The organism is Vibrio sp. RM-41-2B (assembly GCF_024744415.1).
Taxonomy (GTDB): Bacteria; Pseudomonadota; Gammaproteobacteria; order Enterobacterales; family Vibrionaceae; genus Vibrio; species Vibrio diabolicus.
Map to the genome: position 1 here is coordinate 184,935 of NZ_JAMQWD010000056.1, position 20,403 is coordinate 205,337.

General features: G+C 45.0%; 19 protein-coding genes and 4 tRNA genes. 13 read left to right on the forward strand and 10 right to left on the reverse strand.

What is annotated here, in order from left to right; genetic code table 11:
• Positions 1 to 153: 153 nt before the first annotated feature.
• Positions 154 to 2,805: a beta-N-acetylhexosaminidase gene (locus NB463_RS23790; protein WP_258430375.1), complete on the reverse strand. Its 2,652-nt coding sequence runs from the start codon at positions 2,803 to 2,805 to the stop codon at positions 154 to 156.
• A gap of 494 nt (positions 2,806 to 3,299) precedes the next feature.
• Between NB463_RS23790 and NB463_RS23795 the strand changes: the two genes are divergently transcribed.
• Both NB463_RS23795 and NB463_RS23800 read left to right on the forward strand, forming a co-directional pair.
• Positions 3,300 to 4,172 carry a TraB/GumN family protein gene (locus NB463_RS23795; RefSeq protein ID WP_104974396.1) on the forward strand — a complete coding sequence of 291 codons (873 nt, stop codon included), beginning with the start codon at positions 3,300 to 3,302 and terminating at the stop codon, positions 4,170 to 4,172.
• A gap of 120 nt (positions 4,173 to 4,292) precedes the next feature.
• Positions 4,293 to 4,715, forward strand: a complete 423-nt coding sequence (locus NB463_RS23800; protein ID WP_046874287.1) for a hypothetical protein — start codon at positions 4,293 to 4,295, stop codon at positions 4,713 to 4,715.
• Positions 4,716 to 5,034: 319 nt separating this feature from the next.
• On the opposite strand, the gene NB463_RS23805 is transcribed toward NB463_RS23800, so the two are convergent.
• Positions 5,035 to 5,111, reverse strand: a tRNA-Pro gene (locus NB463_RS23805).
• A 260-nt stretch (positions 5,112 to 5,371) separates the two neighbouring features.
• On the opposite strand from NB463_RS23805, the gene NB463_RS23810 reads away from it, so the two are divergent.
• The 3 genes from NB463_RS23810 to rluF all read left to right on the forward strand — a co-directional run bounded on the left by NB463_RS23810 (position 5,372) and on the right by rluF (position 7,479).
• The gene (locus tag NB463_RS23810) at positions 5,372 to 5,512 is read left to right on the forward strand and encodes a DUF3149 domain-containing protein (protein ID WP_005382236.1); all 141 of its coding nucleotides are present in this window, start codon (positions 5,372 to 5,374) and stop codon (positions 5,510 to 5,512) included.
• 132 nt (positions 5,513 to 5,644) lie between these two features.
• Positions 5,645 to 6,226 carry a DNA endonuclease SmrA gene (gene smrA / locus NB463_RS23815; protein WP_005393162.1) on the forward strand — a complete coding sequence of 194 codons (582 nt, stop codon included), beginning with the start codon at positions 5,645 to 5,647 and terminating at the stop codon, positions 6,224 to 6,226.
• Positions 6,227 to 6,321: 95 nt separating this feature from the next.
• The gene (rluF, locus tag NB463_RS23820; RefSeq protein ID WP_006743334.1) at positions 6,322 to 7,479 is read left to right on the forward strand and encodes a 23S rRNA pseudouridine(2604) synthase RluF; all 1,158 of its coding nucleotides are present in this window, start codon (positions 6,322 to 6,324) and stop codon (positions 7,477 to 7,479) included.
• 68 nt (positions 7,480 to 7,547) lie between these two features.
• Here the strand turns inward: rluF and ybaK are convergent, their stop codons facing one another.
• From ybaK to hemA, 8 genes are all read right to left on the reverse strand, one after another.
• Positions 7,548 to 8,021, reverse strand: coding sequence for a Cys-tRNA(Pro) deacylase (ybaK, locus tag NB463_RS23825; RefSeq protein ID WP_085342950.1), 474 nt, complete (start codon positions 8,019 to 8,021; stop codon positions 7,548 to 7,550).
• A gap of 102 nt (positions 8,022 to 8,123) precedes the next feature.
• Positions 8,124 to 9,806 (reverse strand): bifunctional UDP-sugar hydrolase/5'-nucleotidase UshA, encoded by a 1,683-nt coding sequence (ushA, locus tag NB463_RS23830; protein ID WP_258430378.1) that lies wholly within the window; start codon positions 9,804 to 9,806, stop codon positions 8,124 to 8,126.
• Positions 9,807 to 9,957: 151 nt separating this feature from the next.
• A complete protein-coding gene (gene kdsA, locus NB463_RS23835; RefSeq protein WP_005384095.1) occupies positions 9,958 to 10,809 on the reverse strand; it encodes a 3-deoxy-8-phosphooctulonate synthase in 852 nt (283 codons plus the stop codon).
• 53 nt (positions 10,810 to 10,862) lie between these two features.
• The gene (locus NB463_RS23840; RefSeq protein ID WP_005384098.1) at positions 10,863 to 11,672 is read right to left on the reverse strand and encodes a SirB1 family protein; all 810 of its coding nucleotides are present in this window, start codon (positions 11,670 to 11,672) and stop codon (positions 10,863 to 10,865) included.
• Positions 11,673 to 11,678: 6 nt separating this feature from the next.
• Complete coding sequence (locus NB463_RS23845) at positions 11,679 to 12,062, reverse strand: SirB2 family protein (protein WP_005382225.1); 384 nt, start codon at positions 12,060 to 12,062, stop codon at positions 11,679 to 11,681.
• A 40-nt stretch (positions 12,063 to 12,102) separates the two neighbouring features.
• Positions 12,103 to 12,957 carry a peptide chain release factor N(5)-glutamine methyltransferase gene (prmC, locus tag NB463_RS23850; RefSeq protein WP_074190989.1) on the reverse strand — a complete coding sequence of 285 codons (855 nt, stop codon included), beginning with the start codon at positions 12,955 to 12,957 and terminating at the stop codon, positions 12,103 to 12,105.
• A 3-nt stretch (positions 12,958 to 12,960) separates the two neighbouring features.
• Positions 12,961 to 14,049: a peptide chain release factor 1 gene (gene prfA / locus NB463_RS23855; protein ID WP_005382222.1), complete on the reverse strand. Its 1,089-nt coding sequence runs from the start codon at positions 14,047 to 14,049 to the stop codon at positions 12,961 to 12,963.
• 29 nt (positions 14,050 to 14,078) lie between these two features.
• Positions 14,079 to 15,335, reverse strand: coding sequence for a glutamyl-tRNA reductase (gene hemA, locus NB463_RS23860; RefSeq protein ID WP_005384104.1), 1,257 nt, complete (start codon positions 15,333 to 15,335; stop codon positions 14,079 to 14,081).
• Positions 15,336 to 15,496: 161 nt separating this feature from the next.
• Between hemA and lolB the strand changes: the two genes are divergently transcribed.
• The 8 genes from lolB (at position 15,497) to NB463_RS23900 (ending at position 20,398) form a co-directional block, all read left to right on the forward strand.
• On the forward strand, positions 15,497 to 16,108 hold the full coding sequence (gene lolB / locus NB463_RS23865; RefSeq protein ID WP_047009559.1) for a lipoprotein insertase outer membrane protein LolB: 612 nt from the start codon (positions 15,497 to 15,499) through the stop codon (positions 16,106 to 16,108).
• The gene (gene ispE / locus NB463_RS23870) at positions 16,105 to 16,977 is read left to right on the forward strand and encodes a 4-(cytidine 5'-diphospho)-2-C-methyl-D-erythritol kinase (RefSeq protein ID WP_258430379.1); all 873 of its coding nucleotides are present in this window, start codon (positions 16,105 to 16,107) and stop codon (positions 16,975 to 16,977) included. The genes lolB and ispE overlap by 4 nt, the downstream gene beginning before the upstream one ends.
• 27 nt (positions 16,978 to 17,004) lie before the next feature.
• Positions 17,005 to 17,949, forward strand: coding sequence for a ribose-phosphate pyrophosphokinase (locus NB463_RS23875; RefSeq protein ID WP_005393176.1), 945 nt, complete (start codon positions 17,005 to 17,007; stop codon positions 17,947 to 17,949).
• A gap of 150 nt (positions 17,950 to 18,099) precedes the next feature.
• On the forward strand, positions 18,100 to 18,690 hold the full coding sequence (gene pth / locus NB463_RS23880) for an aminoacyl-tRNA hydrolase (protein WP_005384112.1): 591 nt from the start codon (positions 18,100 to 18,102) through the stop codon (positions 18,688 to 18,690).
• 10 nt (positions 18,691 to 18,700) lie between these two features.
• Complete coding sequence (gene ychF, locus NB463_RS23885; protein ID WP_005393178.1) at positions 18,701 to 19,792, forward strand: redox-regulated ATPase YchF; 1,092 nt, start codon at positions 18,701 to 18,703, stop codon at positions 19,790 to 19,792.
• A gap of 284 nt (positions 19,793 to 20,076) precedes the next feature.
• A tRNA-Met gene (locus NB463_RS23890) sits at positions 20,077 to 20,153 on the forward strand.
• Between the two features lie 31 nt (positions 20,154 to 20,184).
• Positions 20,185 to 20,259, forward strand: a tRNA-Gln gene (locus tag NB463_RS23895).
• 54 nt (positions 20,260 to 20,313) lie between these two features.
• Positions 20,314 to 20,398: transfer RNA gene (locus NB463_RS23900), tRNA-Leu, on the forward strand.
• Positions 20,399 to 20,403 lie beyond the last annotated feature (5 nt).

A 20,403-nucleotide genomic window follows, 5' to 3' on the forward strand; every position in this document is an offset into this window, starting at 1 on the left:
ATCCAGTTCACAATAACCCTGACCATTACAAGCTAAAACTTATTTATCAATGAAAAATAATCAGACATTGGTCACACTTAATTTCCCATAAAAATAAAGAAACCCTCAACATGACATTGAGGGTTTGCTTAAATTTAGCTGAGAAGATTAAGGTTATTTCACGCTAGTTACGCGGCTTGCTCTTTCCCCTGTCGCCGATACAGAGCGGATAAACACTTCTCCTTTCACACTTGGACGAGCATTGTCTGCGTAAGTCAGCCAGTTTTGACCGTCTAACGAGTATTGCAGTTCAACGCCAGGGAACTGAACGTTCATAGCTAGCTTGCCGTTTTCTACTTTCGCACCAGGAATTGGAAGGCGGTAGTCGATACCAGATTTTTCTAGCTTAGCCAGTTCACGTTGGCCAAGTACGTTCGCAAAGCGGTTGTAGTCTTGGTTTAGCGATGCTTTATCAACTAGGTTAGAGTTTTGCGAGTACTCAACACCGACTTTGTAGTCATTCTCCCAATCTGCACGGTGCCATGCACGCTCTGCGGCTGCGAGTACGCGAGGAAATACCATGTACTCGTATTGCTCATCGTTACGTACTGTCTCAGACCAAAGCTGTGCTGATAGACCGTAGAAAGGTTTCGCTTCGATTTCACCTTTACCAGTAAAGCCGTTGCCATCGCGGTCTACAGAGGTTTCTGCGTTCTGAGGCATGTTCTCTGGTGCAAAGCCAAACATCTTACGCGTATCGGTTGCACGTGTTGCCCAGTAGTAACCACGCTCTTTCGGATCAACTTCGTATGGCATGTCCATGTACACATAGTCAGGGTTAGAAACGATCACGTCGTAACCTTTCTCAGACCACTCGTACACTGATGATGTACCACCCCAGTAAAGAACGTCCCAGAAGTTAACACGCGTATTTTCTGTTGCGAATGCTTTCTCACCTTCGCTGTATTTCAAACCATCTTGCCATGCTTGGAAGTTTGGAATGCCTTTCTCAGCAACTAATTTTGATACTTCTTGTGCAAAATGACTCGGTAGGTGAGCAAAATCGCTCACTGTACCGTCTGCGATTAACGCCTGACACTGTGGAGATTGCGCGAATGGCTTGTCTTGTTTCGACAGATCAATCGTGCCTTTCCAGCTTACTTTGTCTTCTGCGTTAACGTCTTGGAAACCAGCACCTAGCTTGATGTTCTTCGCCTCGTCACCACCAAAGTGCCATGTCGTTAGCGGTGCCCCAGCTTCAGCGTGCATTGCTGCCACTTCTGAAATTACTTTATCTACGAAGCGAGTGGAAGATTCCATACACGGGTTGATAAAGCTTTGCTTATCGTAGAACTGAACCGTAGTGACATTAGAAGTATCTTGAGGATCCATCAGGCGGTATTCGTTCGCTTCAGCTTCCTTACCTTCTTCCATCAGGCGGTCGTAACGTGCTTCCATGGATACTACTGCGGCACGCGCGTGTGCTGGCATATCGATTTCGGGAATGACTTCAATGTTACGCGCTTTCGCGTATTTCAAGATTTCCACGTAGTCTGTTTTACTGAAGTAGCCAGAGCCAAAGTTGTCTGTCGTTGGACCGGAACCAAGCTGAGGCAGTACGCAGCTTTTCTCTTGTGTATCGAAACAACGATTAGCGCCAACCTCTGTCAACTCAGGTAGGCCTGGGATTTCCAAACGCCAGCCTTCATCATCGGTTAGGTGAAGGTGAAGTTTGTTCATCTTGTACGCTGCCATTTGGTCTAGCGTTGCAAGAATTGCGTCTTTAGAGTGGAAGTTACGAGCCACATCCACCATCACACCACGGTAATCAAAGCGAGGTGCATCTTGGATAGACAGTTGTGGTAGAGAATCAGCATTTTGGCTATCTACCAGGCCAAAGATAGATTGTACTGCGTAGAAAGCACCTGCTTGGTCAAACGCTTTAATCGCAATACTATCGCCCTTGATGCTCATCTCGTAAGCACCAGATTTTGCCAATTCACCGGTGAAGTCTGCAGGAACAACAGTAATGCTTACAGGAAGATCACCACGAACATCCACACCTACCACTTCTGCACGATCTTGAATTGCTGCGTATTGAGTCGCATCGAATGCGTCTTTAGGCAGCGCAATACCCGCCGCGATATCTACTGTACCTTTGCCTGCTTCAACAGACATTGGCGTTGGTAGTAACGTGGTTGATACGTCTTGTTTTGCTAGGTCTTCGTTCTTCTCGAAACGAGACACAGCGTTTGCAAATACGTTGTTGTCATCTGGCGTACGTTTTAGGTTGTTACCTTCAAGGCCAGTCACGAAAGATGCAACGTCTTCTGTGTTAAGAGAAGCGATCATCTTAGGTTCTGCGTTTGGTGCAGCCACGAAAGCGCCTGGCATAAAGTCGGTTTCAAATAACTGCCAGTATTCGCCAATTAGTGGAAGTACCACTTCTTCGCCCGCCGCAAAGCCATCAAACTTATCTGTTGGTTCCAGTTTGTGTAGGTCACCCGTTACACGAGAGATTTTAAACTGCTCGTTGTCAACATCCAGAATCAGACGAATGCTGTGGAAGTAAATAGCCCAATCTTTTGAGTTAACCGCTTCACCTTGGTTAACTAGCGTCATGTTCACCTTGTTACAAGAAGCCCACTCAGCTCCTAAATCCTGACAAGCAAGACCTTCGTTTGCACCGTGGTTAGTCAACACTTGGTATTGAATATCAAGGTTATTAGCCAGTGAATTTACAGCTTGTTGCTCAGAGCTTTGCAGAGCAGAGCAACCTGCTAATGTGGTGATAACAGAAACAGCAATCAGACTAGGTTTAAACATCTTACTTCCCCAAAAAAGTCAGTGGTTCAAAACGACAATGATAAAAATCGCGGCTCCTCAAATGCGAGGGGCCTAACAGTTGCATTCAACATACAACCAGTTATTTCTAAGCGTAAAATAAATAGAAATAGGAAGTGATCTAGTTCAAAAAATGATACTCAGCAAAAACCATAAAAACTTAACTTTCATGAAGTTACAAGCCACGTCAAAATCGAACAACTTGTTTTGACGAGTTTGCTGCGATCTAGGTCACTAATATTCATGAGTTACGACTGATTTTGTAAGATTTGGATCACGCCTAATTATTTTGTGAACCATTAGTAAGCGAATGACCTATTTATCTTTCGTGAAGTGACTCTCATTTATTCGTCGTCAAAACTCGTCAATATTTTTAGAAATGACGATTTTGTCGAATATCCCCACTAGAGAAATTGCACTTAACCTCAAGCATTTTTGCGTATAAAGTTTAAAGGTACTTACCTGAGGACCATTCTATGTTTCGTCTCTTGACACTCATATCATCCCTACTTGTTGCCTTTGCTCCCTTTTCCTCTTATGCAGAACCGCAACATTGGTTAGCAAAAAAAGGGGAAACCGAGCTGATGATCATTGGCTCTGTGCATGTGGGCGATAAAACGATGTACCCACTCCCTAAAACTATTACTCAGCACTTAAGCCAAAGCGCTGGGTTGATTATCGAAGCAGATGTCAGAAACTCTGAAGGCTTGGTTTACCCACAAACAACCATCCTTTCTAAAGATGTTTTAGATAAGGCTCAACGTCGCCACTTAGTCGAGATAGCACAAGATTTAGGGTTGCCTGAAACTCAACTTTTAAATTCTCCACCATGGACGGCTGCATTAACCATCCAACTCGCTTTAGTCAACAAACTGGGGTATGTCTCTGATAAAGGGGTCGACATGCACTTAATAGGACTCGCTGATAAAAAACAAATCCCGGTCATTCCACTGGAGTCCGTGCAATTCCAAATTGATTTAATAGCAGGTCAATCAGAAGGTGGTAAAGAGATGCTCCTCTCGTCAATTGAAGAATATGACGGTGGGGAAGAATTGGTTCAGTGTTTGATAGAAAGTTGGAAGAGCGGTGATGGTAGCATGTTGGTTGAGGCATCATTAACCGATCAAGCAACAGAAGATTTTAATCAGGCTTTCTTATATGAGCGCAATCGAGATTGGGCAAAAAAGCTTGATACTGGCAGTGTCCTACCTCAACGTTCGGGTAGCTATACCGTTGTTGTCGGCAGTTTGCATTTAGTTGGTAAAGATAATCTGATTGAGCTGCTTAAAAAAAGGGGCTTTGACATAAAACCACTCGGTAAAACCCGCCAAGCTAGGTGCAATATTTAGAAACTTATCTGAAGACAGCCGGCCTCATCAATGATGAATAGCCAGGCATCACGATCACTGACAATGGTTTACTCTCTCTGCTAAAACGACTTTAACCTATGTGGATACATAATAACTTATATGAAATTTAAAGCTTTATTCCTATGCGTGAGCAGTATGATGCTCACTTCATCGCTTGCTTATGCTAAACCGTCATGTAACGTAGAAAATTTTCAAGCTATTGATATAACCCCGGAAGCAAAAGGCGGGCTATTAGATAAAGAGAGTGGCCAGTTTCTTATTACCGAAAAACCAATGATGCGTTGTGCGAACATCACTTTTTCCACTAACCATACCCGAAATCGCGTCGCACATATGATGAATCAAGGCTTTGAAGCTGTTTACTTTGATGGAAGCTCGAGCAAATCTCACTCTGTCACGTTTGATGAAGACGAACTAAAAGCAGGTTACATCAAAGTTGGTCCAAACCATCCAAAGACCGCTTATGTTTGCTTCACAACTTCTGAAACTCCTATCAGCACTATCTCGTGTGACATCAAGTAATAAATTTACTCGCTCTAAAAAATGAAAAGGCCCTACATCTCTGTAGAGCCTTCCGCTCAATACGTGTCGGTGAAGTGCCATATTCTAACGTCAGGTGAACCCATTTGGCTCGATACTATTGAAGTCTAAGATTACTAACGCTAAAAACGACGAAAGCCTGCTCATTGAGCAGGCTTTCTAAAAGTGGTCGGTGAAGTAGGGATTCGATTGGACTGGCATTCCATCGGACTGGCGCACCAGCCCCCACCCCGCAGGTCCCAAACAAATATCACTAAAAACGAAAAAGGCTCTACATTTCTGTAGAGCCTTTTTCTCAATATGGTCGGTGAAGAGGGATTCGAACCCCCGACCCTCTGGTCCCAAACCAGATGCGCTACCAAACTGCGCTATTCACCGAGATGTTTAACTGAGGACTTGTCCCCGTCAACGAATGCGTATATTACGGATTCTGAACTGTGACGCAAGTGCTTTTTACAAAAAAACCTTAGGTCTTAATTCGTTTGATGAATAACTGAACACTAGCACGTAAAATGTGACTGATAACTCACAACAAAATACAGTTTATTAACCTTAGCAACATAATTGATCCAGATCAGTGTGCAACAAGGCACTGCCATTTAGTTTTATGCCTGTCGGGAACATCTTGGAGGAAACGTATGGACTTTTGGCTTGATCTCCTATTTGGTAATGCAGTGGGTCTATCGTCAATGATAGTAATCTTTGGGGCAATTGGTCTGATGTTATTTTACGGCGGTTTCTTCATATACAAGATCATGAACGACAAATCTCCTCACTAGATCTCGCTTAGCTCTAGAAACGCTTTGCACCGGAGTCGGTTACTTGCCTACTCCGGTTTTTTATTTGATCTCAATGCACCACTCATTGATATAATCCTATTATTCCTCCCTGTTCTTAATGAGATTACTACTATGTCTCACGATGACGATTTTGATCTGTTCCAACAGATGATGGGCGATGTAAAGCCGATCACTCAAGACACCGCCGAACACAAAAAAGTACACCAAGTAACCGAAGCGCAGCTCGCCAAGAGAGAAGCGGCAATCTGGCTAACAGAAGATGACCCAGAATACCTGTCACTTGATCACGCAGAAATGCTGAAACCAGAGGACTTTGTTGAGTTTAAACGTGATGGCGTACAAGACGGGGTTTACCGGAAGCTTCGTCTTGGCAAATATCCAATCCAAGCACGCCTAGATCTGCATCGTAAAACATTGAAAGAAGCTCGTGATGAAGTCGTAAAGTTTTTAAAACAGTGCCTATCAATGGACATACGAACGGTCGTTATTGTCCACGGCCGAGGAGAACGCTCAAATCCACCAGCACTAATGAAAAGCTTTGTTAGCAGCTGGCTACAACAAATCAGGGAAGTTCAGTGCGTGCACAGTGCGCAACGCTTTCACGGTGGAACCGGAGCCGTTTACGTTCTACTTAGAAAAAGTGCGGAAAAGAAATTAGAAACTCGCGAACGTCACCAAAAACGGTTGGGCTAAATTTCACCCTAATGCTAGAATGCCCGCCCTTATTCTTCCTTCCCTTTCACGGGAAGGAAACTTCATTCGCCGTTGTGAAACGTTAGGAGACCAAAATGTCACAAGACAACGCTAAACGATTAAATAAATTCATCAGTGAAACTGGCTTTTGTTCACGCCGTGAGGCAGACAGACTGATTGAACAAGGTCGTGTCACCATTAATGGAAACAAGCCTGAAATGGGTACAAAAGTGCTACCTGGTGATGATGTTTGTGTGGATGGTAAGCCAGTTGCAGCAAAAGAGAAGCCGATTTATATCGCTCTCAATAAACCAACAGGCATCACCTGTACAACAGAACGAGATGTACCTGGAAACATCGTTGATTTTATCGGTCACAAAAAACGTATCTTTCCGATTGGCCGCTTGGATAAACCCTCTGATGGTCTGATTTTTTTGACCAACGATGGCGACATCGTTAACAAAATCCTCCGTGCTGGCAACAGCCACGAAAAAGAGTACGTTGTGCGCGTGGACAAACCGATTACAGGTGAGTTTCTCAAACAGATGTCGAGCGGCGTTAAGATTCTCGATACCGTCACTCTACCTTGTAAGGTAACGAAAGAGACTAAGTTCTCTTTCCGTATTGTGCTCACTCAAGGACTTAACCGCCAAATCCGTCGTATGTGTGAAGCACTAGGTTACGAAGTCTTTAAGCTTCGTCGTGTTCGAATCATGAATATCTCTCTTGACGGTATTCCGAACGGAAAATGGCGTTACTTAACTGACGATGAAGTCGCTGAGATTCTTGCTATGTGCGATGGTTCGGTGGGTACAGAAGAGGCGTCTCGTGTTGACTCAAAAGGCCGCAATATTCGTAAAGCGACCGACGCGAAGTTATATGACAGCCGTGAAGAAAACCAAGACTCGGTATCTCGACGAAATCAAAAGCCACGTACCTACCGCGGAAATAACGCAGACGATTTTCGTCATGCTCCAAACTCGAAAAAAGGTCAACAAAAGCGTCGTCAGCGTGACGATGAAGGCGGACGTCCAGCTAAAGAACATTACAAAGCGAAACCACAAGGTGAACGTAGCAGACCGCAAGGCGAGCATGGAAAATCACACCGTAAACCAGATGCATCGAGCAATACGCACTCAGCAAACAAGCCTCAATCACCGAGTAAGCCTAAGCAGCATTACATGAACCCAAATGCCGCGAAGCCAAGCAAACCAGCTAAACGCACCGGTGGTACATTGAGTCTGAAGAAGTAAGTAACGCTTCTCTGACAGGCAAGATCAAAAAAGGACGCTCATGAGCGTCCTTTTTATTTGTCATGAGTTTACAAACAAAGAGGTGCAAACTGACCACGAGTTAATCCAAGCAAATCTTTCGGGGCTAACTCGATTTCTAAACCACGTTTACCTGCACTCACACAGATGGTGTCTTGCTCTGCTGCGCTTTCGTGCAAAAAAGTAGGTAAGGCTTTCTTCTGCCCCAGTGGGCTAATCCCACCAACAACGTAACCTGTGGTCTTTTGCGCGATTTCCGGATCAGCCATATCGGCCTTTTTGCCCTTCGCTGCTTTCGCTGCCAGTTTTAGGTTCAGCTTTTGATCAACAGGGATAATCGCAACCGCAAGGTTCTTTGGCTCGCCGTTCAAGCAGAACAGCAAGGTTTTAAATACTGTTTTCGGATCCTGCCCCAGTACTTCAGCAGCCTCCAAGCCATAACTATCGGCTCTAGGGTCGTGCTCATACTGATGAATCGTGTGTGGAATTTTTTTCTTTTTCGCAAGATTAATGGCCGGAGTCATCAAGATTCTCCTCATAAAAACAAAAAGCGCAGATTGAATCGGCTCTGCGCTTTTAGTTAATGATATCAGCGAGTTTGAGTCAATCGCTTTTTCTCTGTTGGGTTACTGATCAATCGCCGTATCAACTAAATACGTGATTTCACCTGAAGGGGCATACTCATTAACATCAATAGGGCTATGTGTTTCTAAATAATCCTTCAAAACCTCAGCATCGGTAAAACCTGTATTTACATACCCTGGATGATCGTCGATTTTAGGGTAACCATCACCACCAGCGGCATTATAGCTTGGTACGGTAAAGCGGTAATTACCATCTAAGCGAAGTTGTTTATTCCCAATGAACACATTGGTTACCTCACCATTATTGATACTCATCGCAATACCCGCAAACTGCGCGTAAGCTCCAGAGTCGACAGGCTTAGTTGCAACGACATTTAGGTAATCCAATACTTCTTTGCCCGTCATATCAACGTAAGAGACCATATTGCCAAATGGCTGAACAGTCAGCACATCTTTGTAGGTAATGTCACCTGCTGCAATCGAATCACGAACGCCGCCAGAATTCATTACGGCGAAATCTGCTTTTGCACGTTCCATATGAGCCGTTGCAATCAATCGACCTAAGTTAGTTTGCTGGTAACGCACCACATTGCGGTCACCCTCAAGCTTACCGTTAGATTCTGCAATCTTCACGTTTAGCTTGCCCTGACCTTTTTCTTGATAAGGACGAAGAAACTCAAGCATCGCTTCGTCTTGTTCAATCTCTTCTTGGATCAAAACTCGTTGCGACTGACCATCAACTTTAATTTTCTTTTTCAAGTTTACTGGGATCAGATCGTAGCTCACCATCGAGAGTTCACCATTACGAAACTCGTAATCGGCGCGTCCCACATATTTCCCCCACTCATGTGCCTGAACAATATAAGCACCATTTTGTTGATCAGGCTGACATTCATCACCCGGTTGAAAGCTCTTTTTGATGACGTTTGGACCTTCCATGCAAACCGGCTCTTGTGAGTGACCACCAACAATCATATCCAGATCACCTTCATTCAAATAACGAGCTAACGCTACATCACCAGGTGCATTGATGCCTCTATTGCCATTCTCATAGTGTCCCATATGTGTGACAGCAAAAATAAGGTCTGGGTACTCCGTTTCTTTCAGCTCAGCAATTAGGTTCTTGGCTTCTTCTTTTGGGTCACGGAAGTCAATTTGTTCAATGAATTCAGGGTTGCCAAGTTTCGCTGTATCTTCGGTTGTAAGACCAATTACTGCAATCTTAATACCCTGTTTTTTAAACATCGCGTACGGTTGGAATAGGCGCTTGCCAGTATTTTTATCGTAAATATTGGCAGACAACATCGGAAAACTTGCCCACTCTTGCTGCTTGAAAAGCACATCCAATGGATTATCAAACTCATGATTACCTAGCGCCATCGCATCGTAACCAATTTTGCTCATGCCTTTAAAATCTGGCTCCGCATCTTGTAAATCAGACTCAGGTACTCCAGTGTTGATGTCACCACCAGAAAGCAGTAATACACTGCCCCCCTCTGCTTGTATTTCTTCACGCAAATCATCTATTAACGTTTTACGTGCTGCCATACCGAACTCGCCGTATCGATTTTGCCAAAAACGACCGTGATGATCGTTAGTGTGTAGCACGGTCAATTTATAGGTTGTATCGGCATTCCATTCTGGTGCAGGTTGCGTAGCACACCCAGCTAACGAGGCCAAAATAGCGGCACTCAACGCAGTTTTAATAATCAGACGCTGCTTCATTTATTTACCTTTTTTCTTATTGGGAGTCACTGATGCACATTCCAAGCGGCCTAGAGCCTTTACAGCAAGAAGCTGAGAATGATGCGCCATCTGATAAAAAAATAGCCAACACGAGGTTGGCTATTGCATTTGCTCACCAGTCATCTGGCGTTTACTTGATATCGATATCTGCAAAGCTCTTGATCAGATCATCAAGAGATTTCATTTGCGCTAGGAACGGTTCTAACTTGTCTAGCGGCAGTGCAGATGGGCCATCACAGCGTGCTTGGTCTGGGTTTGGATGCGCCTCGATAAATAGACCTGCGATGCCTGTTGCTAGACCCGCTTTCGCAAGTTCAACTGTCTGCTCACGACGACCGCCAGATGCCGCACCTGACGGATCACGCATCTGTAGTGAGTGCGTTACGTCAAAGATGATTGGGCTGCCTTTCGATGCATTTTTCATCACACCAAAGCCAAGCATGTCTACGACTAGGTTATCGTAACCGTGGCAAGAGCCGCGCTCACATAGGATGATCTTGTCGTTACCGCATTCCGCGAACTTCTCAACGATGTTACCCACTTGACCTGGGCTCATAAATTGAGGTTTCTTCACGTTGATAACCGCACCTGTTTTTGCCATTGCTTCAACAAGGTCAGTTTGACGAGCTAGGAATGCAGGAAGCTGAATAACGTCTACCACATCAGCGACAGGTTGAGCTTGCGCTTCAGTGTGAACGTCAGTGATGATCTTCACACCAAATGTGTCTTTTAGCTCTTGGAAGATTTTCATACCTTCTTCAAGGCCTGGGCCACGGTATGAATGAACAGAACTGCGGTTTGCTTTGTCAAACGACGCCTTAAATACGTAAGGAATGCCAAGTTTTTCCGTTACTTTTACGTAGTGCTCACAGATCTGCATCGCAAGATCACGAGACTCAAGAACGTTCATACCTGCAAATAGGGTGAATGGCTTGTCGTTAGCAACCTGAATGTCGCCGATATTAACGATTTTCTGTTCCATTTTGATTCTCTTTTTCTGTCCACGATACGCCACAGTTCGGCACATCGATAAAATTAGTGAAGTGTGACGTGCGTTTCACTCATCACATTAACTTGTGATTTTAGTAGCTCAGAAGCCGGATCGTCAGGGCATTGGTCAATAAAGTACTGAAAATCTGACACCGCCACTTGAGGGCACTCTAGCTGTTGGAAAATAAAACCACGGTCACGAATCTCGTATGGGTCATCTGGCACAAAGGTTAACGCAAGGTTCGTACAACGCAACGCCAGCGTGTAGTGCTCTTCACGTAACATCGCGCTTTTGATCAACGCTAACCAGCGACCAATAATGGTTGGATTGTCAGCTTCTTCAAAGTGTTCTGGCTTTAACTGAGCCAACGGTCCTTCTTGCCCAATAAGCCAAGCTTGGAGAATTCTTTCCCCCACATACTCACCATTAAATGGGTTAATGTAGTCTGGCTTTTTATGCATCCAATCGACTTTTAGCAGAAACTGAGTAGGGAAAGTGACTCCCTTCAACGGGAAACCCAGCTTTTTGCCTAGATATAATAAAATCGAACCTAAACTAACCGGAATACCTTTTCGGCGCTCCAACACTTTATCGATAAAGCTGTTGTCCGAAATAAAGTATTCCTGCTCGTCGCCTTTGAATCCCCACTCATGGAAAAACAGTCGTAGGAATGCATCAAATCGCTGCTCTTCATCCGTTTCATGAACAAGCGTGGCTTCCGCATCTTTGTAAAGACGCTCTAACTCTTGTTTCGCCCAATGTACTTTGGTTTCAGGGTTAATCGCTTTGTTTAGCTCAAGCGCACCTTCCACCAACGGTATATTGTCAAAATCTTCGTCAAAAAACTCTAACATGACGTCTTATCCAAATAACGTAGGGCTCTTAGACACAGCAATGTTTGCAGCCATGACCAACCAACCTAATGCGCCGAAAAAGCCAAATATCTTCAGTAGGTTGTTTTTCGCAAGCTTCAACGAGAAGAAACCGAGTGCAATGTACGCCAGTACGCAGGTGATTTTGTTTGTTAACCACGGTGCGGCATCAGTAAACGGGATGAAACCAGTAATGAAAATAAGCGCGATACCTGACACTAGCAATGCAGTATCAACGATGTGGGGAAACACTTTCAAAAAGCGATTATTTCGCTTCGGTGAGTTCATCATCATTAACACGAATCGGATCGATAATAGTGTCGCGCTGAGCGCAATCGTCACTAAGTGTATGTGTTTTAGAGCTACGTACATTTTTCTTCTCTTTTTAGTTAGTGTTTGCTGACTTCCGTGATTAACAGGCAAAACAACCGAGCGTTACTCGATCGTTACCGCCGTAATCTTTTTCCGTGGCAACTTGTTGGTAACCAAAACCACGCATTATCTCACGTACGGCATCACCCTGATCATAACCATGTTCGAATGCCAGCCAACCGCCCACTTCAAGATACTGACGAGCAAGATCCGAGATATGGCGGATATCGGCTAAACCATTCTCCTTAGCAACTAATGCAGATTTTGGCTCAAAGCGCACATCACCTTGGGATAAATGTGGATCTTTTTCATCAATATACGGCGGATTGGAGACAATTAAAGCAAACTTCGTACCCTCTGCAATAGGCTCGAACCAACTGCCTTGAGCAAAGGTCACATTTTTGATGTTTAGCTGCTCAGCATTGTACTCTGCAAGTGCTTTCGCTTCTTGCTTGAGATCTACGCCCATCACTTGACGTTTTGGCATTTCAGATGCGAGTGCGATAGCAATTGCCCCCGTCCCCGTTCCAAGATCTAAAATAGGTCCTGTTTGCTCATAGGTCTTATCGAGTGCAACTTCGACCAAACGTTCTGTATCCGGTCTTGGGATCAAGGTGGAGGGAGAAACTTTGAACGGTAGAGACCAAAACTCTCGTTCACCAATAATATAAGCGACGGGTTCACCAGTTAAACGTCGTTCAAGTAGAGCGTCGAATTTTGCTTGTTGCTCTGCTTCTAATGCTTTTTCTGGCCAGGTCAGTAGATAAGTTCGTGGTTTGCCAAGGATATGGCAGAGGAGTACAGCTGCATCGAGAGAAGGCGACTCTTTGCCGCCTTCTGCCAGTTTCGCCGTCGCACTTTTCAGTGCTTGCTCAATTGATTGAACTTGGCTCATCGATTAGCCGTTCTCTGCGAGCGCCGCAAGTTGGTCTGCTTGGTGCTCTTGAATCACAGGATCAATCAAGCTCTGCAGGTCACCTTCCATCACTTCGTTCAAACGATAGATGGTTAGGTTGATACGATGATCAGACACACGACCTTGTGGGTAGTTGTAGGTACGAATACGGTCACTACGGTCACCAGAACCTAGAAGGTTACGACGTGTATCAGACACTTCTGCGGCACGACGCTCTTCTTCCGCTTGAACGATACGAGCAGCAAGAACCGCCATCGCTTTCGCTTTGTTCTTGTGCTGTGAACGCTCGTCCTGACACTCTACTACCGTACCCGTTGGTAAGTGGGTAATACGGATTGCAGAATCCGTGGTGTTAACGTGCTGACCACCCGCGCCAGATGCACGGAACGTATCAATTTTCAGGTCTGCTGCTTTGATTTCTGGCAGATCCGCCTCTGGGATTTCCGCCATCACCGCTACGGTACATGCAGAAGTATGCACACGGCCTTGGGATTCAGTTGCAGGAACACGTTGCACACGGTGACCGCCAGACTCAAACTTCAGTACGCCGTACGCACCGTCGCCGCTCACTTTTGCGATCATCTCTTTGTAACCACCGTGTTCAGCTTCGTTTGAAGACATCACTTCGATGCGCCAGCCACGCTTTTCTGCGTACTTGCTGTACATACGGAATAGATCACCCGCGAAGATACCCGCTTCGTCGCCACCCGCACCTGCACGAATTTCTAGGAAACAGTTACGATCATCGTTCGGATCTTTTGGCAGAAGAAGAATCTGTAACTCATCAGTAAGACGCTCAATCGTCGCTTTCGCTTCTTTGATTTCTTCTTGCGCCATTTCACGCATTTCTTCGTCGTCTTCGTTTGCCATCTCTTCAGCGGCGACAAGATCTTCTTGTGCTTGTTGATAAGCTTGGAAGCACTTGGTTACTTCTTCTAGCTGAGAGTACTCTCTTGATAGAGCACGGAATTTGTCCTGATTTCCAATTACATCAGGATCACCAAGAAGATGTTGAACTTCTTCGTAACGTTCTACTAGCGTTTCTAGCTTAGTCAGAATAGAGGCTTTCATAGTGTCGTTTTCTTAATAAAAAGCGTGAGTTATAGATCATCCAAGCCGAGTGTCTGGCGGATAATCGTTAATTTTGCTGGTTCGCCTTGCTCTGCCGCACTTTGCAATGCGCGAGTTGGAGCGTGAATCAGTTTGTTGGTGAGTTTATTACTCAGCTCGCGCAGCACTTTCTCCGGATCTGCGCCCGCCGCTAAAGATTGCAAACTTTTGCTCAGTAACTCTTCACGAATTTCGTTGGCTGATTTGCGATAGTCGCGAATACTATCGACGGCTTGCAGTGAACGCAACCATGTCATAAACGCAGCGCTTTCTTCACTAACAATCGCTTCGGCTTGAATCGCTTCGACTTTACGCTGCTCAATGTTGCTGTCGATGATAGATTGCAAGTCATCAACCGAATACAAATATGCGTCGTTCAGTTCACCGACTTCCGACTCTACATCTCGCGGCACCGCAATATCGACTAACAAGATAGGTTGATGTCGGCGCTGCTTCAGAGCCGTTTCGACCATACCTTTGCCAATAATAGGCAATGGGCTCGCCGTTGAGCTAATCACGATATCCGCTTTCGCCAAATGTTCAGGAATTTCGTTCAAACTGATCACTTCTGCGCCAAATTGATCCGCTAAGCCTTGCGCACGCTCTTTAGTGCGGTTCGCGACAATCATTTTTGTGCAGCCGTTGGATGCTAAATGCTTCGCGACCAGTTCAATCGTCTCTCCCGCACCAACCAAAAGCACGGTTGAATCAGATAACGACTCAAAAATATGTTTTGCCAATGTACATGCGGCATAAGCCACGGACACAGCATTACCGCCGATATCTGTTTCTGTTCTCACACGCTTGGCGACTGAGAACGTCTTTTGAAACAGTTTATCAATTGAAGCATCGACAGCTTGATGATCTCGCGAGTCAGAAAATGCTTGTTTTACCTGCCCCAAAATTTGAGGCTCACCCAACACCAGAGAATCTAGCCCACATGATACGCGCATCAAATGCTTAATTGCGGCTTGTTCTTCATGAACATACAAACTCGGCATTAAATCTTCGCGGCTCACTTGATGAAACTGAGCAAGCCAATCGATTAACTTATTTCGCGCTCCTTGCTTAACATCGCAGTACAACTCAGTTCGGTTACAGGTTGAAACAATCACACTGCCGTTAACCGCTTCGTGCTCTCTAAGTTGCTCGAGTGCAGGGCCGAGTTTATCCGGACCAAACGCCACCTTCTCTCGCAAGTCGACAGACGCTGTATTGTGATTGATTCCAATAGCAAGCAAGGACATCTAACGTGGTATCTCTGGGATAGGTTATAAAATAGGTCCAGAATTTTACTGTAAGCACGCATTTATTGAAAGGGTAAGCCGGATTTGTTTTCCTAACTGCGACTTTTCAATGCTATAGTTGTGAGCGATTCCCGACGAAACTGATTAATAAGCCATCAAACATGACGTTACGCTCCTTTATTCTTTTTTTCTTGTCGAGCTTACTGCTCGCTGGTTGTTCCTCCGTTCCTGAAAGTGTTACCAGCGTTGAATGGCAAGCTCATGAGCAACGACTCGAGACCATCCAAGATTTTCAAGCAACGGGAAAACTTGGTTATATTGGCCCAGACCAAAGACAAAATTTAAATTTCTACTGGAAACATTCTTCAGCACTCAGTCAACTACGTTTAACAACGATTCTTGGTCAAACGGCATTAAAGCTCACCATCACGCCACAAGGTGCCACAGTAGAAACTTACGACGATCAGGTCCTTTCCTCTCGCAGTGCAAACCAGCTAATTTACCGTCTTACGGGGTTAATGATGCCCGTTGAACACATGCCTGACTGGCTATTAGGCCTACCGACCGATGCCGACAAATTCCAATTATCCCCAACCAATACACTGCAAGCGTTAAACAAACAAATTGGTTTAAATGATTGGAGTATTGCTTATCAACGGTATGGCGACGTTCAATGGCATGAGCAGTCTCTACCACTGCCAAATAAGCTGAAACTCACCACTGCTGACGTCAAAATAAATCTAGTGATCACAAAATGGAACATCACCCAATGATCGAACTTTCAACCCGCTGGCCATCGCCAGCTAAATTGAATCTCTTTCTATACATCAACGGTCGCACAGAAAACGGCTACCACGAGTTACAAACCTTATTCCAATTCGTTGATCACGGCGATGAACTGACCATCAAAGCCAACGAGTCTGGCGAGATCACCATTTCCCCTGAAATCGAAGGCGTTCCGCTAAAAGACAACCTAATATGGAAAGCAGCAACCGCACTTCAAGCTTACTCAAACTGCTCTTTTGGCGCGCATATTGAGCTACAGAAAGTGCTACCTATGGGTGGGGGCATTGGTGGGGGCTCATCGAACGCGGCTACAGCATTAGTGGCACTGAACTACTTATGGCAACTGAATCTAACTGACGATGAACTGGCTGAAATTGGTTTAAAACTGGGCGCAGACGTGCCCGTGTTTGTGCGCGGATTTGCAGCTTTTGCTGAAGGTGTTGGCGAGAAACTCTCCCCCGCTTATCCCGAAGAAAAGTGGTATTTAGTCGTCAGACCGAATGTTTCTATCGCAACCGTCGACGTTTTTTGTCATCCAGATCTAACGCGAAACACCCCAAAACGAGATCTAGAAACACTTTTAAATACACCAAGCGTAAACGATTGCGAAAAAATTGTACGAATGCTCTACCCAGAGGTTGATAAGCAACTTTCTTGGCTGCTACAATACGCGCCGTCAAGATTGACGGGGACAGGATCTTGCGTTTTTGCTGAATTTTCGAGCAAATCTGAAGCAGAAACTATCCTTGCACAACTCTCTGATAAAGTCTCGGCATTTGTCGCTCAAGGGCGCAATATTTCGCCATTAAAAGAGACTTTGGCTGAATACCAATCAGCCTCACACCGACCTATTTAAACTGGACGCAAACCCGAGGTTTCCACCGTGCCTGATATGAAGCTATTTGCTGGTAACGCAACACCTGAACTAGCCCAACGTATTGCTGATCGTCTTTACATCTCTCTTGGTGATGCATCTGTTTCTCGCTTTTCTGATGGCGAAGTTGCAGTTCAAATCAATGAGAATGTTCGTGGTAGCGATGTTTTCATCATTCAATCCACTTGTGCACCGACTAACGACAACCTAATGGAATTGGTTGTTATGATTGATGCAATGCGCCGTGCTTCAGCAGGCCGTATCACTGCAGTTATCCCTTACTTCGGCTACGCTCGCCAAGACCGTCGTGTACGTTCTGCGCGTGTGCCAATTACTGCAAAAGTTGTTGCTGATTTCCTATCTAACGTTGGTGTTGACCGCGTTCTAACTATCGACCTACACGCAGAGCAAATTCAAGGCTTCTTCGATGTACCTGTAGACAACATCTTCGGCACGCCAGTGCTACTTGAAGATATGCAGGCTCGCGGTCTAGATAACCCTGTTGTGGTATCTCCTGACCTAGGTGGCGTTGTTCGTGCTCGCGCAACAGCAAAAGCACTAGGCGACATCGACATCGCAATCGTAGATAAGCGTCGTCCACGTGCAAACGTTTCTGAAGTAATGAACCTAATCGGTGATGTTGAAGGTCGTGACTGTGTGATCGTTGATGACATGATCGACACAGGTGGCACACTATGTAAAGCAGCTGAAGCACTAAAAGAGCGCGGTGCTAAGCGTGTATTCGCTTACGCTACTCACGCTGTATTCTCAGGCAACGCTGCGGACAACATCAAGAACTCAGTTCTTGACCAAGTTATCGTAACTGACTCTATCTCTCTATCTAAAGAGATGGCTGCAACAGGCAAAGTGACAACACTAAGCCTATCTCGCATGCTAGCTGAAGCGATTCGTCGTATCAGCAACGAAGAGTCAATCTCTGCAATGTTCAACTAATCCGAACATTTCAGTTACACTGATTTCAAAAGCACCCCTCTTTGGGGTGTTTTTTATTTGTACTGATAACCAGAAAATCCCTTGGTCGCCCACTGCGAGAATTCTGTGCTATCATACTGCGCTTTTTGAGATTCCAGAGAGATCCTAACCTTGAGTCAACAAATCAAACTTCTTGTTGGTCTTGCTAATCCAGGACCAGAATACGCCAGAACTCGTCACAATGCGGGCGCTTGGGTTGTAGAAGAATTAGCACGCGTTCACAACGTTACACTGAAGAACGAACCAAAGTTTTTTGGTCTAACAGGACGCATTATGGTCAATGGCCAGGATCTCCGTTTGCTTATCCCAACCACCTTCATGAATCTATCAGGTAAATCGATCGCAGCGCTTGCGAAATTTTATCAAATTAAACCTGAAGAGATCATGGTCGCTCATGACGAGCTAGACTTACCGCCAGGTGTCGCTAAGTTTAAAAAAGGTGGTGGTCACGGTGGACACAACGGTCTGCGTGACACCATTAGCAAACTGGGCAATAACAAAGATTTTTATCGTCTTCGCATTGGCATTGGTCATCCGGGACACAAAGATAAAGTGGCGGGTTTTGTATTAGGTAAAGCGCCAGCTAAAGAGCAAGAGCTTTTAGATGCAGCAGCTGATGAGGCTGTTCGTTGTCTAGATATCCTGATTAAGGATGGCCTATCTAAAGCACAAAATCGCCTCCACACGTTCAAAGCTGAATAAGGTTACTATCATGGGTTTTAAATGTGGCATCGTTGGTCTACCTAACGTAGGTAAATCAACTCTGTTCAACGCACTAACTAAAGCGGGTATCGAAGCAGCAAACTTCCCGTTCTGTACCATTGAACCAAACACTGGTGTGGTTCCTGTGCCAGATCTACGTCTAGACGCACTAGCTAAGATCGTTAACCCACAGAGAGTTCTTCCAACGACGATGGAGTTCGTGGACATCGCTGGTCTTGTTGCTGGTGCATCACGTGGTGAAGGTTTAGGTAACAAATTCCTAGCTAACATCCGTGAAACAGACGCGATTGGCCACGTTGTACGTTGTTTTGAAAACGAAAACATTGTTCATGTTTCAGGTAAAGTTTCACCTATCGAAGATATCGAAGTGATCAACCTTGAACTTGCAATGGCTGACCTTGATTCTTGTGAGCGCGCGATTCAACGTAACGCGAAGAAGGCAAAAGGCGGCGATAAAGACGCAAAATTTGAACTAACAGTACTAGAAAAACTGTTACCAGTACTAACTGAAGGCGGCATGGCACGCACAGTTGAGCTATCTAAAGAAGAGTTAGCAGCAATCGGCTACCTAAACTTCCTTACACTGAAGCCAACTATGTACATTGCAAACGTAAACGAAGATGGTTTCGAAAATAACCCATATCTAGATGCGGTTCGCGAGTTCGCAGAAAAAGAAAACAACGTCGTTGTACCGGTATGTGCAGCTATCGAATCTGAACTATCTGAACTAGAAGATGAAGATCGCGAAGAATTCCTAGCGGATATGGGGATCGAAGAACCGGGGCTGAACCGTGTAATTCGCTCTGGTTACGAGCTACTGACTCTTCACACCTACTTCACGGCAGGTGTTAAAGAAGTACGTGCGTGGACAATCCCTGTTGGTGCAACTGCGCCTCAGGCTGCAGGTAAGATCCACACTGACTTCGAGAAAGGCTTTATTCGTGCAGAAGTAGTCGGTTACGACGATTTCATCCAATTCAATGGTGAAAATGGCGCAAAAGACGCAGGTAAATGGCGTCTAGAAGGTAAAGACTACATCGTAAAAGATGGTGATGTTGTACACTTCCGCTTCAATGTTTAATTAAATGAATGAATTTTAAACACTTCATTTACACTAAAAGCCAGCTGCTAAGCTGGCTTTTTTAATACCTTAAGTAAATGAGCAAAAATAAATTACCTAACTGCGAGCTAATTTATTTCCAGTTTTAGATCATAAATACGCCTCTTTGTTTAAAAAGGAAGCGAACGAGGTTTTTTCCGAAATTTATTAAAAAAAACTGTTGACGGATCTCACTCAACTTCGCATAATGCGCGCCGTTCCCAACGACAAGACAACAAAGCGTTGAGAGCAAAAAATATGGTTTTGGCTACGTAGCTCAGCTGGTTAGAGCACATCACTCATAATGATGGGGTCACAGGTTCGAATCCCGTCGTAGCCACCATTCCTAAGTGTTCTTTTTATCAGAGCAATGCAGGTCTATCGCCAAGCGGTAAGGCAGCGGCTTTTGATGCCGCCATTCCCTGGTTCGAATCCAGGTAGACCTGCCATGAACAACGTTATTTAGGTTTTTACCAATTACCTTGATAACTACAGAATAAGTTGCGGAAGTGGCGGAATTGGTAGACGCACCAGATTTAGGTTCTGGCGCCGCAAGGTGTGAGAGTTCAAGTCTCTCCTTCCGCACCATTATT

What these genes read in the sequence shown, in the direction of transcription:
- NB463_RS23790 (WP_258430375.1), bottom strand. Translation starts at nt 2,805, where the DNA reads ATGTTTAAACCTAGTCTGATTGCTGTTTCTGTTATCACCACATTAGCA.
- NB463_RS23795 (WP_104974396.1), top strand. Translation starts at nt 3,300, where the DNA reads ATGTTTCGTCTCTTGACACTCATATCATCCCTACTTGTTGCCTTTGCT.
- NB463_RS23800 (WP_046874287.1), top strand. Translation starts at nt 4,293, where the DNA reads ATGAAATTTAAAGCTTTATTCCTATGCGTGAGCAGTATGATGCTCACT.
- NB463_RS23810 (WP_005382236.1), top strand. Translation starts at nt 5,372, where the DNA reads ATGGACTTTTGGCTTGATCTCCTATTTGGTAATGCAGTGGGTCTATCG.
- smrA (WP_005393162.1), top strand. Translation starts at nt 5,645, where the DNA reads ATGTCTCACGATGACGATTTTGATCTGTTCCAACAGATGATGGGCGAT.
- rluF (WP_006743334.1), top strand. Translation starts at nt 6,322, where the DNA reads ATGTCACAAGACAACGCTAAACGATTAAATAAATTCATCAGTGAAACT.
- ybaK (WP_085342950.1), bottom strand. Translation starts at nt 8,021, where the DNA reads ATGACTCCGGCCATTAATCTTGCGAAAAAGAAAAAAATTCCACACACG.
- ushA (WP_258430378.1), bottom strand. Translation starts at nt 9,806, where the DNA reads ATGAAGCAGCGTCTGATTATTAAAACTGCGTTGAGTGCCGCTATTTTG.
- kdsA (WP_005384095.1), bottom strand. Translation starts at nt 10,809, where the DNA reads ATGGAACAGAAAATCGTTAATATCGGCGACATTCAGGTTGCTAACGAC.
- NB463_RS23840 (WP_005384098.1), bottom strand. Translation starts at nt 11,672, where the DNA reads ATGTTAGAGTTTTTTGACGAAGATTTTGACAATATACCGTTGGTGGAA.
- NB463_RS23845 (WP_005382225.1), bottom strand. Translation starts at nt 12,062, where the DNA reads ATGTACGTAGCTCTAAAACACATACACTTAGTGACGATTGCGCTCAGC.
- prmC (WP_074190989.1), bottom strand. Translation starts at nt 12,957, where the DNA reads ATGAGCCAAGTTCAATCAATTGAGCAAGCACTGAAAAGTGCGACGGCG.
- prfA (WP_005382222.1), bottom strand. Translation starts at nt 14,049, where the DNA reads ATGAAAGCCTCTATTCTGACTAAGCTAGAAACGCTAGTAGAACGTTAC.
- hemA (WP_005384104.1), bottom strand. Translation starts at nt 15,335, where the DNA reads ATGTCCTTGCTTGCTATTGGAATCAATCACAATACAGCGTCTGTCGAC.
- lolB (WP_047009559.1), top strand. Translation starts at nt 15,497, where the DNA reads ATGACGTTACGCTCCTTTATTCTTTTTTTCTTGTCGAGCTTACTGCTC.
- ispE (WP_258430379.1), top strand. Translation starts at nt 16,105, where the DNA reads ATGATCGAACTTTCAACCCGCTGGCCATCGCCAGCTAAATTGAATCTC.
- ychF (WP_005393178.1), top strand. Translation starts at nt 18,701, where the DNA reads ATGGGTTTTAAATGTGGCATCGTTGGTCTACCTAACGTAGGTAAATCA.